This window comes from Nonomuraea sp. LPB2021202275-12-8 (genome assembly GCF_037044575.1).
Taxonomy (GTDB): domain Bacteria; phylum Actinomycetota; class Actinomycetes; order Streptosporangiales; family Streptosporangiaceae; genus Nonomuraea.
The window spans coordinates 206,588-219,948 of record NZ_JBAHWD010000010.1 but is presented as its reverse complement, the minus strand read 5'-3'; the positions used below and the strand labels follow the sequence as shown (position 1 = coordinate 219,948).

The 13,361-nt window shown below is 71.3% G+C and carries 9 protein-coding genes; all 9 read left to right on the top strand.

Annotated features, from left to right (window positions below; all coding sequences use genetic code 11):
* Positions 1-15: 15 nt before the first annotated feature.
* The 9 genes from V5E28_RS21210 (at position 16) to V5E28_RS21170 (ending at position 13,325) form a co-directional block, all read left to right on the top strand.
* Complete coding sequence (locus tag V5E28_RS21210; protein WP_336208715.1) at positions 16-885, top strand: substrate-binding domain-containing protein; 870 nt, start codon at positions 16-18, stop codon at positions 883-885.
* A gap of 21 nt (positions 886-906) precedes the next feature.
* Positions 907-1,608 carry an ABC transporter permease gene (locus V5E28_RS21205; RefSeq protein WP_336208714.1) on the top strand — a complete coding sequence of 234 codons (702 nt, stop codon included), beginning with the start codon at positions 907-909 and terminating at the stop codon, positions 1,606-1,608.
* Complete coding sequence (locus tag V5E28_RS21200) at positions 1,605-2,627, top strand: ABC transporter ATP-binding protein (protein ID WP_336208712.1); 1,023 nt, start codon at positions 1,605-1,607, stop codon at positions 2,625-2,627. Before V5E28_RS21205 ends, V5E28_RS21200 begins: the two co-directional genes overlap by 4 nt.
* An 87-nt stretch (positions 2,628-2,714) precedes the next feature.
* On the top strand, positions 2,715-3,560 hold the full coding sequence (locus tag V5E28_RS21195; protein WP_336208711.1) for an NTP transferase domain-containing protein: 846 nt from the start codon (positions 2,715-2,717) through the stop codon (positions 3,558-3,560).
* 17 nt (positions 3,561-3,577) lie between these two features.
* Positions 3,578-5,380, top strand: coding sequence for an aldehyde ferredoxin oxidoreductase family protein (locus V5E28_RS21190; RefSeq protein ID WP_336208710.1), 1,803 nt, complete (start codon positions 3,578-3,580; stop codon positions 5,378-5,380).
* Positions 5,381-5,482: 102 nt separating this feature from the next.
* Positions 5,483-8,446: a formate dehydrogenase subunit alpha gene (fdhF, locus tag V5E28_RS21185; protein ID WP_336208709.1), complete on the top strand. Its 2,964-nt coding sequence runs from the start codon at positions 5,483-5,485 to the stop codon at positions 8,444-8,446.
* Positions 8,447-10,192: an NAD(P)H-dependent oxidoreductase subunit E gene (locus tag V5E28_RS21180; RefSeq protein ID WP_336208708.1), complete on the top strand. Its 1,746-nt coding sequence runs from the start codon at positions 8,447-8,449 to the stop codon at positions 10,190-10,192.
* Complete coding sequence (locus V5E28_RS21175) at positions 10,189-11,409, top strand: molybdenum cofactor synthesis domain-containing protein (protein ID WP_336208707.1); 1,221 nt, start codon at positions 10,189-10,191, stop codon at positions 11,407-11,409. Before V5E28_RS21180 ends, V5E28_RS21175 begins: the two co-directional genes overlap by 4 nt.
* Complete coding sequence (locus V5E28_RS21170; protein ID WP_336208706.1) at positions 11,406-13,325, top strand: molybdopterin biosynthesis protein; 1,920 nt, start codon at positions 11,406-11,408, stop codon at positions 13,323-13,325. Before V5E28_RS21175 ends, V5E28_RS21170 begins: the two co-directional genes overlap by 4 nt.
* Positions 13,326-13,361 lie beyond the last annotated feature (36 nt).

Below are 13,361 nucleotides of genomic sequence, written 5' to 3'. Positions count from 1 at the left end.
GATAGGGTCACAGCCATGCGTAGAAGGCTTCTGGTCGTTTTCGCGTTGATAACGATGGTCTTACTGGCCGGGTGTGGGGCCGCTCCCTCCTCCAGCGGACCGGCGTCCAACCCCTCGGCGGAGAAGTCGCTGATCTTGGCCACCACCACCAGCACCCAGGACAGCGGGCTGCTCGATGAGCTGTCGCCGGTGTTCACCCGCGACAGCGGCTGGCAGGTCAAGACCCTGGCGGTCGGTAGTGGACAGGCCATCGAGCTGGGCCGTCGCGGCGAGGCCGACGTACTCCTGGTGCATTCCCCCGCGGCGGAGGAGAAGTTCGTGGCCGAGGGCGCCGCCGGCTCCCGACAGCTGGTGATGCACAACGACTTCGTGCTGGTCGGGCCACAGGCCGACGCGGCCAAAATACGGGGCACGAGCAGCGCGGAGGCGATGAAGAAGATCGCAGGTGCGCAGGCGGTGTTCATCTCCCGGGGAGATGAGTCGGGTACGCATGCCAAGGAGAAGGACCTCTGGTCCAAGGCCGGGGCGACCCCAGGCGGCTCGTGGTACCAGTCCACCGGGCAGGGCATGGGCGCGACACTGCGGGTCGCCAGCGAGAAGGCCGGCTACACCTTGTCGGACCGGGCCACCTATCTCACCCAGCGCGGCACGTTGGCGCTGGAGGTGCTCAGTGAGGGCGATGCGGGCCTGCTGAACGTCTACCACGTCATCGAGATGACCAAGAAGGCGGGGAACAGGGTACAGCCCGACGGCGCGAAGGCGTTCGCCGACTGGATCGTCGCCCCGCCCGCGCAGCGGCTCATCGGCGAGTTCGGGCGAGCGAAGTTCGGCCAACCGCTGTTCACCCCGGACGCCGGCGCGGACGAAGCGAAACTGGGCCAGTGAGCACGGCCGGGAGGTCACTCGATGGACGTGCTGTTCGACGGGCTGGTAGGCGCGATCGGGTTGCTGCTCTCCGGGGATCATGACAGCTGGTCGATCATCGCCCTGACCCTGCGTGTCTCGTTGACCGCGACCACGATCGCCCTGCTGATGGGATTGCCGCTGGGCGCGATCGTGGCGCTGGCACGCTTCCCGGGCCGGCGGATCGTCCTGGCAGCAGCCAATACAGGGATGGGCCTGCCGCCGGTGGTGGTCGGCCTGTTCGTCACCGTGCTGCTGTGGCGCAGCGGGCCGCTGGGCGGGCTCGGCCTGCTCTACACCCCGACCGCGATGATCATCGCCCAGGCCGCGATCGCCACCCCGATCGTGGTCGCACTGGTCGCGGCCGCGCTGCAACAGGTCGATCCCGACTTCCGGGTTCAGATGCAGGCTCTGGGAGCGACGCCGATCCGCGCGTTCGCGGCCCTGCTGGGCGAGGCCAGGTTGCCGCTGTTGGCCGGGGCGATGGCCGCGTTCGGCGCAGTGGTCAGTGAAGTCGGGGCCGCGCAGATGGTCGGGGGCAACCTCGCTGGACAGACCCGGGTGCTGACCACCGCTGCGGTACTGGCCACCAGCCAGGGCCAGTTCTCGCTCTCGATCGCGTTCGGCATGATCTTGCTGCTGATCGCGTTCGGCGTGAACCTGTCGCTGACCCTGATTCAACAGCGACGGACCGTGATGCGGTGAGCGGCCTGAGCGCCGGGATCGGGTGCCGGGACCTGCGCGTGCACGCGGGCGGCAGGGAACTGCTCAGCGTGCCGGAGTTGCACGTCGCGTCGGGACGCACGCTGGCCGTGCTGGGCCCCAACGGCGCCGGCAAGTCCACCCTGCTGCGCGCGCTGGGCCTGCTCAGCAGCCACCGTGTCAGCGGACAGATCCTGCTCGACGGGCGTCCCGCGACGCGGTCACTGATGCGCAACGCGATCGTGGCCGTGCTGCAACGGCCGATCCTGCGCCGCGGCACGGTGGCCGACAACGTGATCAGCGGACTGCGCTTTCGCGGTATGAGCCGCCGCGAGGCCCGTATCGGCGCATGGCCGTGGATCGAGGCGCTCGGCCTCGAGCCGCTAGCCGGCAGGGATGCCCGCAGCCTGTCCATAGGCGAGGCTCAGCGGGTCAGCATCACCCGCGCGCTCGCGGTCCGACCCCGGGTACTGCTGCTCGACGAGCCGTTCAGCGGGTTGGACAGCACCACCCGCGCCGACCTGCTCGCCGACCTGCGCGCCGCGCTGACTGGACAGCCCACCGCCACGATCCTGGTCACCCACGACCGGCAGGAGGCCCTCGCCCTGGCCGAGGACACCGCGCTGCTGATCGACGGGCGGATCCGCCAGCACGGCCCGACCGCCGAGATGCTGGACCATCCCAGTGACGCCGACACGGCCCGGCTGCTCGGTTACACCAACCTCCTCCCGCCATCTCTCACCGGCCGCATGCACACCCTCGTGGCGCGGCCCGAGCACACCCAACTCGTCCTCGACGCCTCCGACGGCCCCGCTGACCGAACCGACGACGTACGGTCGGTGATCGGAACGCTGCGCCGGACCGTCGCACTCGGCATCGCCACCCGTGTCGACGTCGACACCTCCACCGGCCCGCTGACCTGCCTGCACCCCGGCGACGTGCTCGCCACCGAGCTTCCCCCGGTCGGCAGTGACGTCCGCGTCAGGATTCGGCACGCGCGCTCGTTGATCACCGCTGACTGAGTCGAGCCGCCCGCGAGTGCCGGGACCTGCGGCAGGTCGTCGGCCCCGTCGTGAGCGCGATCCATGGCGTGGCCTAGCATGCGGGGCATGCAGACTGCTGCGGGCGTTGTCCTTGCGGGCGGGCGCTCCACGCGGATGGGGCAGCCGAAGGCCTGGCTGGAGTGGCACGGTTCGACATTGCTGTATCGGGCCGCCGCGGTCCTGGCCAGGACGGTCGACGGTCCGGTCGTCGTGGTGGCCGCACCCGGGCAGGAGCTCCCGCCACTGCCCTCGGGGGTCTCGGTGGTCGAGGATCCCGTGGAAGGGCTGGGCCCCATGCAGGGGCTGGCCGTGGGGCTCGCGGCGGTGGCCGACCGGGCCGAGACGGCATTCGTGTGCTCCACCGACATGCCGTTCCTCCACCCGGCCTTCGTCCGCCGTGTCCTGCGTGCGCTGCCCCCCGGAACGGACGTCGCGTTGCCGGTGGCCCGGGGCTTCCGGCAACCGCTGGCCGCCGGCTACCGGACCGCCCTGGCCGGACTGGTCACAGACCTCCTGGCCGCGGGCGACCTCCGCCCGGGCATGATCTTCAAGCACTGTGAGGTGGCCCGGCTGAGCGACGAGGAGCTACTGGCCGACGCCGAGCTCGCACGGCACGACCCGATGCTGGAGTCCGTGGTGAACGTCAACTCCCCGGACGACTACGCGGCGGCCCGGGACCGGTTGCCGCCGGAGGTGATGGTGGAGTGTTTCGGCGCGCTGGCGAGGAACGGCGGCCATCGGCCGCGCGGTGTCCGGGCCGCCACGCTCGGGGCCGCGGCCGCCTCGGTCGGGCTGGCCCTGAACCGTCACGTGGTGGCCGCGCTCAACGGAGATCAGGTCACCCGGGATGAGTCCTTGCCTCTGGTGGCCGGGGACACCGTCGCCTTCCTGTCCGCGGACGCCGGCGGCTGAGGTCGTAGGGTCGGGACATGGTGCCTGGTGGATTCTTCGGACGAGCGCTACTCGTAGATGTCGCAGGCAGGCAGGCGAGCAGCGCCCCCTACGAGCTGAACGAGCGGGTGTTGCGGTCCTATCTGGGCGGAGTGGGCCTCGGCACGTGGTTGCTGCACCGGCTGGCGCCCGCCGGGGTCGATCCCCTGGCTCCCGAGGCGCCGCTGGCCTTCGTCTTCTCCTCGCTGGTCGGCACCCCGTTGACGACCAGCGCGAAATTCGCGGTGGTGGCCAAGTCGCCGTTGACCGGACTGCTGACCGACGCCCTCGCGTCCAGCCAGTTCGCCATCGCCGGCAAGCTGACCGGGCATGACGCGATCGTGATCCGCGGCCGTGCCGACGAGCTCTCGGTGCTGCTGATCGACGGCGACGGCGTGCGTCTCGAACCGGCTCCGGAGCTCGCCGGGCTGACCGCGGCCGAGGCGGAGTCCGCGGCCAAGGCCAGGTTCGGCCGCACCTGGCGCACCGCGGCCATCGGCCCGGCGGGTGAGCGCCAGGTGAGATACGCGACCATCAGCCATGACGGCCGCCACGCCGGCCGGGGCGGCCTGGGCGCGACGATGGGCGCGAAGAACATCAAGGCCGTGCTGGTCAGAGCGGCGACCAAGGTGTCGGTCGCGGACCAGCCCGGGGTCCTCGCCGCCGCCCGAGACCTGCGCCGGCGCAGTTTCGGCCCGGCCACCGCGAAATACCGGGAGCTGGGCACCCTGGCCAACCTGCTGGCTTTCAACGCCGTCAGCACCTTGCCCACCCGCAACTTCACCGCGGCGACCTTCGAAGGCGCGCCCCGGCTGGCCGCCGAGGAGCTGCACGAGCTGCGTGGGGTGGCGCGCAACAGCTGCGCGTCGTGCTCCATCGGCTGCGAGCACATCTACTCGCGCAAGGGCGGTGGCAGCCAGCGGATGGAGTACGAGAACGTCTTCGCGCTCGGCCCGCTGTGCGGCGTGTCCGACCCTGATGAGGTGTTCGCCGCCAGCGCGCGCTGCGACGAGCTGGGCATCGACACCATCTCGGCGGGTGGCACGATCGCGTGGGCGATGGAGTGCGTCGAACGTGGTCTGCTCGACGAGCCGTGGCTGCGGTTCGGCGACGGCGCGGCGCTGTTGCGGGCGCTGGACGCGATCGGGGAGCGGTCGCCGGGCCTGGGGGAGCTGCTCTCGCAGGGCTCGCGCCGGGCAGCCGGCGTGGTCGGGCACGCCTCGATCGACTTCGCGCCGCAGGTCAAGGGGCTGGAGCTACCCGGTTACGAGCCGCGCAGCCTGCAGGCGATGGCGCTCGGCCTCGCGGTGAACGCCAGGGGAGCCGATCACAACCGGTCCGGCGCCTACGAGGCCGATCTGTCGGGTGAGCTCGACCGGCTGGCCGGCGGCGCGGCCCATGTCGCCGCCGCGGTCGACACCGAGGACCGCGCCGCGGTCATGGACTCGATGATCCTCTGCAAGTTCCTGCGCGGCGTCTTCGACGACCCCTTCACCGAGTGGGCCGGGCTGCTGGCGCTGGTCACCGGATGGCAGCTGGACGCCGCCGAGCTGCGGGACACCGCCCGGCGGATCGTCCGGGCCAAGCGCGCGTTCAACATGCGCGAGGGGGCCACCGCGGCCGACGACACGCTGCCGGCCCGGATGCTGGAAACGCCGCTCGAACTCGGCTCCGGCCGTCGTGCGACGCTGGACGCGGGCCGCCTGCAGTCGATGATCGCCGGCTACTACGTCGTGCGTGGCCTGGACGAGGAGGGGCGCGTCACGGCGGCCGACCTCGCGGGTCTGCTGCTCGACGCGTAGCCATGCGGCAGGTGGATCAGGTGTGGCGGAGCGGACCGGCGGGCAAGGGCCCACCCGAAAACAGGACAAAATTGCGGTGACATATTGTATGCCGTATTCTGTATGCTACTTCACTGCTCGACTGACGAGGTTGAGATGACGATGCTCGACGAGCCGGCGACGGCCGTACGGACTGTGACTGTCGAGATCGATGGCCGCGCTGTGACCGTGCCGGATGGCACCAGCATTTACGATGCCGCGAAACTGGTAGATATAGACATTCCGGTGTTGTGCCACGACGAGCGCTATGACCCCGTCGGGGTCTGCCGCATGTGTGTGGTGGACACGGGCGGGCGGGCCTTCGCCGCCGCGTGCGTGCGCCCCTGCGAGGAGGGCATGCAGGTCAAGACCAGCACCCCGGAGCTGGAGCGTAACCGGGCCACCCTGACCGAGCTGCTGGTCTCCGACCAGCCGCCGCGCGCGGAGGATCCGAAACAGACGACCACCGGCGACAACCTGCTCCTCGACCTCGCCGATCGGTTCGACGTGGCCAAGGAGACGACCGACCTGCCGTGCGGCTCGGGCCGGGGCCTGGACATCTCCAATCCGGTGATCGCGGTCGACCATGACGCGTGCATCCTCTGCGACCGCTGCGTCCGCGCGTGCGACGACATCCAGGGCAACGACGTCATCGGCCGCTCGGGTAAGGGCTACTCGACCAGAATCGCCTTCGACCTCAACGATCCGATGGGCGCCAGCTCCTGCGTGACCTGCGGTGAGTGCGTGCAGGCCTGTCCCACCGGCGCCCTGACCAACAAGGCGATCAACGACATCCCCATCCGGCCCCGCGAGGAGCTGGACGCGGTCGACAGCGTGTGCCCGTACTGCGGCGTCGGCTGTGCTCTCACCTACTACGTCGACCGGTCGCGCGGCGCGATCGCGTACGCGGAAGGCCGCGACCAGCCGGGCTCGAAGAGCCGGCTGTGCGTCAAGGGCCGGTACGGCTGGGACTACGCGGCGTCGCCGCAGCGCCTGACCGTGCCCCTGATCCGGATCGAGTCGTCCTATCCCAAGGGCCCGCTGTCGGCGGACGTGCGCGGCGCCGGCGGCAACCGCAGCGGTGGCGGCCGCAGTGCCAAGCTGAGCAAGAACGGCAAGGACGGCCGGCGCAAGCCCGGCGGCCTGGTCGACTACGACGAGGTGCTGCCACACTTCCGCGAGGCAACCTGGGAGGAGGCGCTCGACCTCGTCGCCCGGCGGCTGAAGGAGATCCACGCGGAGCAGGGCGCCGGCGCCATCGCGGGGTTCGGCTCCGCGAAGTGCTCCAACGAGGAGGCCTACCTCTTCCAGAAGCTGATCCGCGTCGGCTTCGGCACCAACAACGTCGACCACTGCACCCGGCTCTGCCACGCCTCGTCGGTGGCCGCGCTGTTCGAGGGCGTCGGCTCCGGCGCGGTGTCGACCACGTACGGCGACGTCGCCAACGCCGATGTCGTGATCATCACCGGGTCGAATCCGACGGCGAACCACCCCGTCGCCAGCTCGTTCTTCAAGCAGGCCCGCCGGCGCGGCACGAAGATCGTCTATGTCGACCCTCGCGCCAGCACCGTCTCCGAGCACGCCGACTACTACTGCCAGGTCAAGCCGGGCACCGACGTGGCGTTCTACAACGCGATCATGCATGAGGTGATCCGGCTCAACCTGATCGACCTGGAGTTCATCAAGGCCCGGGTCTCCAACTTCGAGGAACTGGTCCGCACCGTCAACGAGTACCCGCCGGAGCGCGCCGCGCAGATCACCGGCGTTGACGCGGACCTGATCCGGGAGGTCGCGCGTGTCTGGGGCGAGGCCAGGGCCGGCGTCATCTACTGGGGCATGGGCATCTCCCAGCACACCACCGGCACCGACAACGCCCGCTGCCTGATCGCACTCTGCTCGATCACCGGCAATGTGGGCAGACCGGGGACCGGCCTGCACCCGCTGCGCGGACAGAACAACGTCCAGGGCGCCTCCGACGCCGGGCTGATCCCCATGTTCTATCCCGACTACCAGGGTGTCGACATGGACGCCACCCGCCGGCGGTTCGAGGAGGCCTGGGGCACGGAGCTCGACCCCAACCGCGGTCTCACCGTCACCGAGATCATCGGTTCGGTGCTCAAGCCCGGCGGCGTGCGCGGCATGTACATGCTGGGCGAGAACCCGTTCCTGTCCGACCCCAACATCAACAAGGTGCGCAAGGCGCTGTCGCAGCTGGACTTCCTGGTGGTGCAGGACATCTTCCTGACCGAGACCGCGGAGTTCGCCGACGTCATCCTGCCGGCCTCGTCGTACCTGGAGAAGGACGGGAGCTACACCAACACCGACCGTCGCGTGCAGCTCGGCCGCAAGGTGATGGACCCGCCGGGCCAGGCCCGGGTGGACTGGGAGATCATCCAGGACCTCGCCCAGCGGATCGGGCTGGACTGGTCGTACTCCTCGCCCAGCGAGGTGTTCGACGAGATGGTCGCCCTCATGCCCTCGTACGCGAACCTGCGTCACGACAACCTCGGACTGACCGGGAAGCTCTACCCCAACGACGACCCCGAGCACTCCGACGGGACCGTGGTCCTGTTCGACGAGCGGTTCAACACCGACGACGGACTCGCCCACCTCGTCCCCGCGCAGTGGCTGCCGGCGAAGGAACTGCCGGACGCGGAGTACCCGCTGGTGCTCAACACCGGCCGGCTGCTCGAACACTGGCACACCGGGTCGATGACACGGCGGTCGTACGCGCTGGACACCATCGCGCCGATCGCCGAGGTGTACATGCATCCCAAGGACGCCGCCGACCGCGGGCTGTCGCATGGCCAGAAGGCCCGGGTGCGGTCCCGGCGCGGGTACATCGAGCTGCAGGTGCGCGTCTCCCACCGCGAGCAGCTGGGAAACTGCTTCATCCCGTTCCATTTCCGGGAGGCGGCGGCGAACCTGCTGACGATCGACGAGATCGACCCCTTCGGCAAGATCCCCGAGTTCAAGTTCTGCGCGATTCAGGTCGAGGCGTTGAGCGTGGAAGACGCGGAGCCCCTCAGCAACATGGGAAGTGTCTAAATGACCCTGAGTTTCGAGCTGGGACGTCCCCGGGTGCCCGGTGTGGAGGCGCGAGCCGGGAAGTTCCCCGGGCCGTCGCTGATCCCGGCGCTCAACGCCATCCAGGCGCGGCTGGGCTGGTTGCCGCGAGAGGAACTCGAGGAGCTGGGCCGCACCATGCGGCGGCCGCTCTACGAGATCGAGGGCCTCATCTCGTTCTACCCGCACTTCCGCACGACCCCGCCCGCCAAGGTGGCCATCAACGTGTGCCACGACCTGTCGTGCTGGCTGCGCTCCGCGGACGACCGGATCGCCGAGGTGCGCGACCGCTACGGCGACGACGCCGAGATCGAGCTCGTCGAGGTGTCCTGCCTGGGCCGCTGCGACAACGCCCCGGCGCTGGCCGTCAACGAGTACCCCGCGCCGGTCGCCGACGTCGACGCGCTCGTGGTCGCCGCGCGGGAGGAGGAGCTCGGCGAGGCCACCGTGACGCGACGCGCCGAGCCATGGCCGAACGATCCGTACCCGGCCGGTTCGGACGTCTCCACCCGGTACGCGAGCCTGCGCGCGCTGCTGGCCGGCGAGCTGAGCGCGGAGAGCGTGGTGGCCACGCTGGAAGCCTCCGGGCTGCGTGGCATGGGCGGCGCCGGGTTCCCGACGGGCAGGAAGTGGGGCCTGGTCGCCTCCGCCGAGCCGGGCAGCGTCAAATATGCGATCTGCAACGCCGACGAGTCCGAGCCGGGCACGTTCAAGGACCGTCAGATCCTGACCGATCAGCCGCACCTGGTGATCGAGGGTCTCCTGCTCGGCATGGCCGTGGTCGGAGCCGAGCAGGGCTGGATCTTCATCAGACACGAGTACGGTCCCGAGGAGCGCGTGCTGCACGCGGAGATCGCGGCACTGCGCGAGGCCGGTCTGATCGGCGAGAACGCCGGCGGCAGCGGCCGCCGCCTCCAGCTCGACATCTTCGTCTCGCCCGGCGGCTACATCCTCGGCGAGGAGACCGCGCTGCTGGAGTGCATGGAGGGCCACCGCGGCGAGCCGCGCAACAAGCCGCCCTTCCCGGGCAACTACGGCCTGCACGGCCGCCCCACGCTGATCAACTCGGTGGAGACCTTCGCCGACGTGCCGGTGATCCTGCAACGCGGTGCCGAATGGTGGGCCGAGCAGGGCGAGGGCGACTCCATCGGCTGGAAGTTCTTCGCCGTGTCCGGGCACGTCGAGAACCCCGGCGTGTACTGCGTGCCGATGGGCACCACGGTGCGCGGTCTGATCGACATCGCCGGCGGCGTGCTCGGCGGCGCCCAGGTCGGCGCCGTTCAGCCGGGTGGCGCGTCCTCCAACTTCATCGGCCCCGACAAGCTGGACCTGGTGCTGGACTTCGGGACGCTCGCCGAGGCCGGGACCATGCTCGGCTCCGGCGCCCTGGTGGTGCTCGCCGAGGGGACCGATCTGCTGGCCGCCTCGACGAACGTGCTGCGTTTCTTCCGCAACGAGTCGTGCGGCAAGTGCGTGCCCTGCCGGGTCGGCTCCACCAAGGCCCACGAGTTGCTGCGCGGCGCGCTGGATTCGGGGTCCGCCACCCTCGATGATGCGCAGAGCGGCCGGATCCTGCAGTTGGAGGAGACCATGCGCAAGACGTCGATCTGCGGGCTCGGGCAGGTGGCACTGGGACCGGTGGTGTCCGTGCTCGGGCTGAACAAGGGCGCCGCGGCGGCTCGCCCGCAGCCCCGGCCCGAAGGCTCGAAGGAGCAGCCGGACCGTTGAGCGGCAAGGAGTTCTTCACCGCCCGTACCCTCGCTGAGGTCCGGTCCGGCTTCCGGCCCTCGCATCGCACGCCCGAGGAACGCGTCCCATTGTCCGCGGCGCTGCGCCGGGTGCCCGTCGCGGACATCACGGCACCCGCCGCCCTGCCCGGCTTCGCCCGTTCCACCGTGGACGGCTTCGCGGTCCGGGCGATGGACACCTACGGCGCCTCCGATGGGCTTCCGTCCTACCTCGACCTGGTCGGCGCGGTGCGGATGGGCGCCGAACCCACCGTGGCGGTCCGTGCCGGCGGATGCGTCGCGATGCCGACCGGGGGAGTGCTTCCGTCCGGCGCCGACGCGGTGGTCATGGTGGAGTACACCGCGGAGACGATGCCGGGCACGATCGAGGTGACCCGGCCCGTCGCACCAGGCGGCGGCATCGTCCGCGCCGACGAGGACGTGGCCGCGGGCGGCGTCCTGGCGCCCGGCGGTCGGCCGTTGCGCGCCCCGGACCTCGGCTTCCTCGCCGCCGCGGGGGTGACCACGGTCGCCGTGCACCGCCGCCCCCGGGTGGCGATCATCTCCACCGGCGACGAAGTGGTGCCACCCGGCACCGTAGAGCTCGCATCCGGGCAGGTACGCGACGCCACCGCCTCCGCGCTGGCGGGGCTGGTCGTCGACGCGGGTGGCGAGCCGGTGATCGCCGGTATCGTCCCGGACGAGCCAGGCGCGCTCAAAGACCGGCTGACCGCGGTCGTGGCCGAGTCCGACCTGGTGGTCGTGTCGGCGGGCTCGTCGGTTGGCGCGAGGGACGAGACGGCGGGCGCGGTGGCCGCCATCGGCGAGGTCTGGTGCCACGGGATCGCCATCAAGCCGGGCAAGCCCACGCTGCTGGCCGAGTGCTCCGGGATCCCGCTCATCGGACTGCCGGGCAACCCGCTGTCAGCGTTGGTCGTGTTCGGGCAGGTCGGGGTACCGTTGCTGTGGCGCATCGCCGGATGCGAGGCCCCACCACCGCAGCCGAGCACGCGTGCGCGGTTGTCGCGCGACCTGGCGTCGGCGGCGGGCCGGCTCGACGTGGTCCAGGTCGGGGTCCGGGACGGCGTGGCGGAGCCGCTCTTCGGCCCGTCGGCGCTGCTGTCGGTGCTGACCCGCGCCGACGGATACATGATCGTGCCCGAACCGGCCACCGGGCTGGACGCGGGCACCGAGGTAGAGGTCATCCTGTACCGATGAGCGCAGAAAGTCCCTTCGTCTCCGACGTCCCCGCAGCGCAGGCCCTTGCCGTCTGGCGCGAGGCGCGCGCCGCCGCGGGGTGCCCCGCCCGGGTCGACATGGTCCGGGCACCGGTCGGTGCCGCCGTGGGACGGGTGACGGCCGAGCCGGTGTGGGCGCTGCGGTCCTCACCCGCCTTCGACTCCGCGGCCATGGACGGCATCGCCGTACGCGCCGCCGACACCGTCGGCGCGGCCGAGACCAGCCCGGTGCTCCTCGCCGCCGGCGACTTCGACGTCGTCGACACCGGCGATCCGCTGCCCGACGGATACGACGCCGTGGTCATGCGTGAGCACGTGCACCGCACCGCGGACGGGGAGGCCGAGCTCCGCGCGGCCGTCCCGCCCTACCAGCACGTCCGCTCCATCGGGGAGGACATCACCGCCGGCGAGCTGCTGCTCCCGGAAGGCCACCGGCTGCGCCCCGTCGACGTCGCCGCCTGCGCCGCGGCGGGAGCGGCCGAACTCGGCGTCCGCCGCGCGCCGCGCGTGGTGATCGTGCCGACCGGCGACGAGATCCGCCCGATCGGCGCGGAGCTCGCCCCCGGCGACATCCTCGACACGAACTCGATGATGCTGGCCGCGCAGGCCCGGGAGGCCGGCTGTGCGGCCCGCGTCACCGAGATCGTCCCCGACGATCCCGAGGCCATCGCCGCGGTGCTCCGCGAGGCCACCCGCGATGCCGATCTCGTCCTGCTCATCGCGGGCTCCAGCGCGGGGCGGGACGACTACACCGCCCGCGTGGTCGCCGAGGCCGGCGTCGTCGCGGTCCACGGGGTCGCCGTGCGCCCCGGCCATCCCGTCGTCCTCGGCGCGGTCGCGGCGACGCCCGTGATCGGCGTTCCCGGCTACCCGGTCTCGGCGGCGCTGACCTTCGACATCTTCGCGGCTCCGATGCTCGCCGAGCTGGAAGGCGCCGCGCCCCGGGAACGCCCATCGGCCACGGCGCACCTGGCCAGGAAGCTGCCGTCCGCCATCGGCATGGACGACTGGGTGCGGGTGCGCCTCGGGCGGGTCCAGGACCGGCTCGTCGCCACCCCGCTGCCACGGGGCGCCGGCGTGCTCACCTCACTCGTTCGCGCCGACGGCCTGCTCGTCGTGCCCTCCGGAGTGGAGGGCCACCACGCCGGGGACCAGGTCCGGGTCGAACTGCTGCGCGGCCTGTCCGAGATCGGCCGGACCATCGTCGCGATCGGCTCGCACGACCTGGTGCTCGACCTCGCGGCCTCCGCCCTGCGCGCGGCGGACCCGCTGATCACTCTGGCGTCGTCGAACGTCGGCTCGCTGGGCGGCCTCGTGGCGCTGCGCGACGGCCTGTGCCACCTGGCCGGGTCGCATCTGCTGGACCCGGCCACCGGCGAGTACACGCTGCCGTACGTCGACAGGCTGCTGGGCTCGGACGCCGACATCGCCGTGGTCCGGCTGGTCCACCGCGACCAGGGGCTGCTCGTCGCTCCCGGCAACCCGCTCCGCCTGGCCGGGATCAAGGACCTGACCAGGCCTGACCTGCGTTACGTGAACCGGCAGCGCGGCGCCGGCACGCGGGCGCTGCTGGATCACGAACTGGCCGGCCTTGGCATCGACCCGAGCGAGGTGGCCGGCTACTCCCGCGAGGAGCACACCCACCTGGCGGTGGCCGCGGCCGTGGCCGCGGGGCGCGCGGACGCCGGCCTGGGGATTCTCGCCGCCGCTCGGGCCTTCGGGCTCGACTTCGTCCCGGTGGCCCAGGAGCCGTACGACCTGGTGCTGCGTACGGGCGCGCTGTCCGAGGAGTCGCTGGCTCCACTCTGGGCACTCCTGGACCGACCGGATTTCCGCGCCGACGTGGAGGCGCTGGGTGGATACTCCTGCGCCGAGACAGGTCGTCGCATTCGCTGACCCGGATCCGGCGCGACGTGTCACGTTCGCGCCAAC

What these genes read in the sequence shown, in the direction of transcription:
- V5E28_RS21205 (WP_336208714.1), top strand. Translation starts at nt 907, where the DNA reads ATGGACGTGCTGTTCGACGGGCTGGTAGGCGCGATCGGGTTGCTGCTC.
- V5E28_RS21180 (WP_336208708.1), top strand. Translation starts at nt 8,447, where the DNA reads ATGACCCTGAGTTTCGAGCTGGGACGTCCCCGGGTGCCCGGTGTGGAG.
- fdhF (WP_336208709.1), top strand. Translation starts at nt 5,483, where the DNA reads ATGCTACTTCACTGCTCGACTGACGAGGTTGAGATGACGATGCTCGAC.
- V5E28_RS21170 (WP_336208706.1), top strand. Translation starts at nt 11,406, where the DNA reads ATGAGCGCAGAAAGTCCCTTCGTCTCCGACGTCCCCGCAGCGCAGGCC.
- V5E28_RS21195 (WP_336208711.1), top strand. Translation starts at nt 2,715, where the DNA reads ATGCAGACTGCTGCGGGCGTTGTCCTTGCGGGCGGGCGCTCCACGCGG.
- V5E28_RS21210 (WP_336208715.1), top strand. Translation starts at nt 16, where the DNA reads ATGCGTAGAAGGCTTCTGGTCGTTTTCGCGTTGATAACGATGGTCTTA.
- V5E28_RS21190 (WP_336208710.1), top strand. Translation starts at nt 3,578, where the DNA reads ATGGTGCCTGGTGGATTCTTCGGACGAGCGCTACTCGTAGATGTCGCA.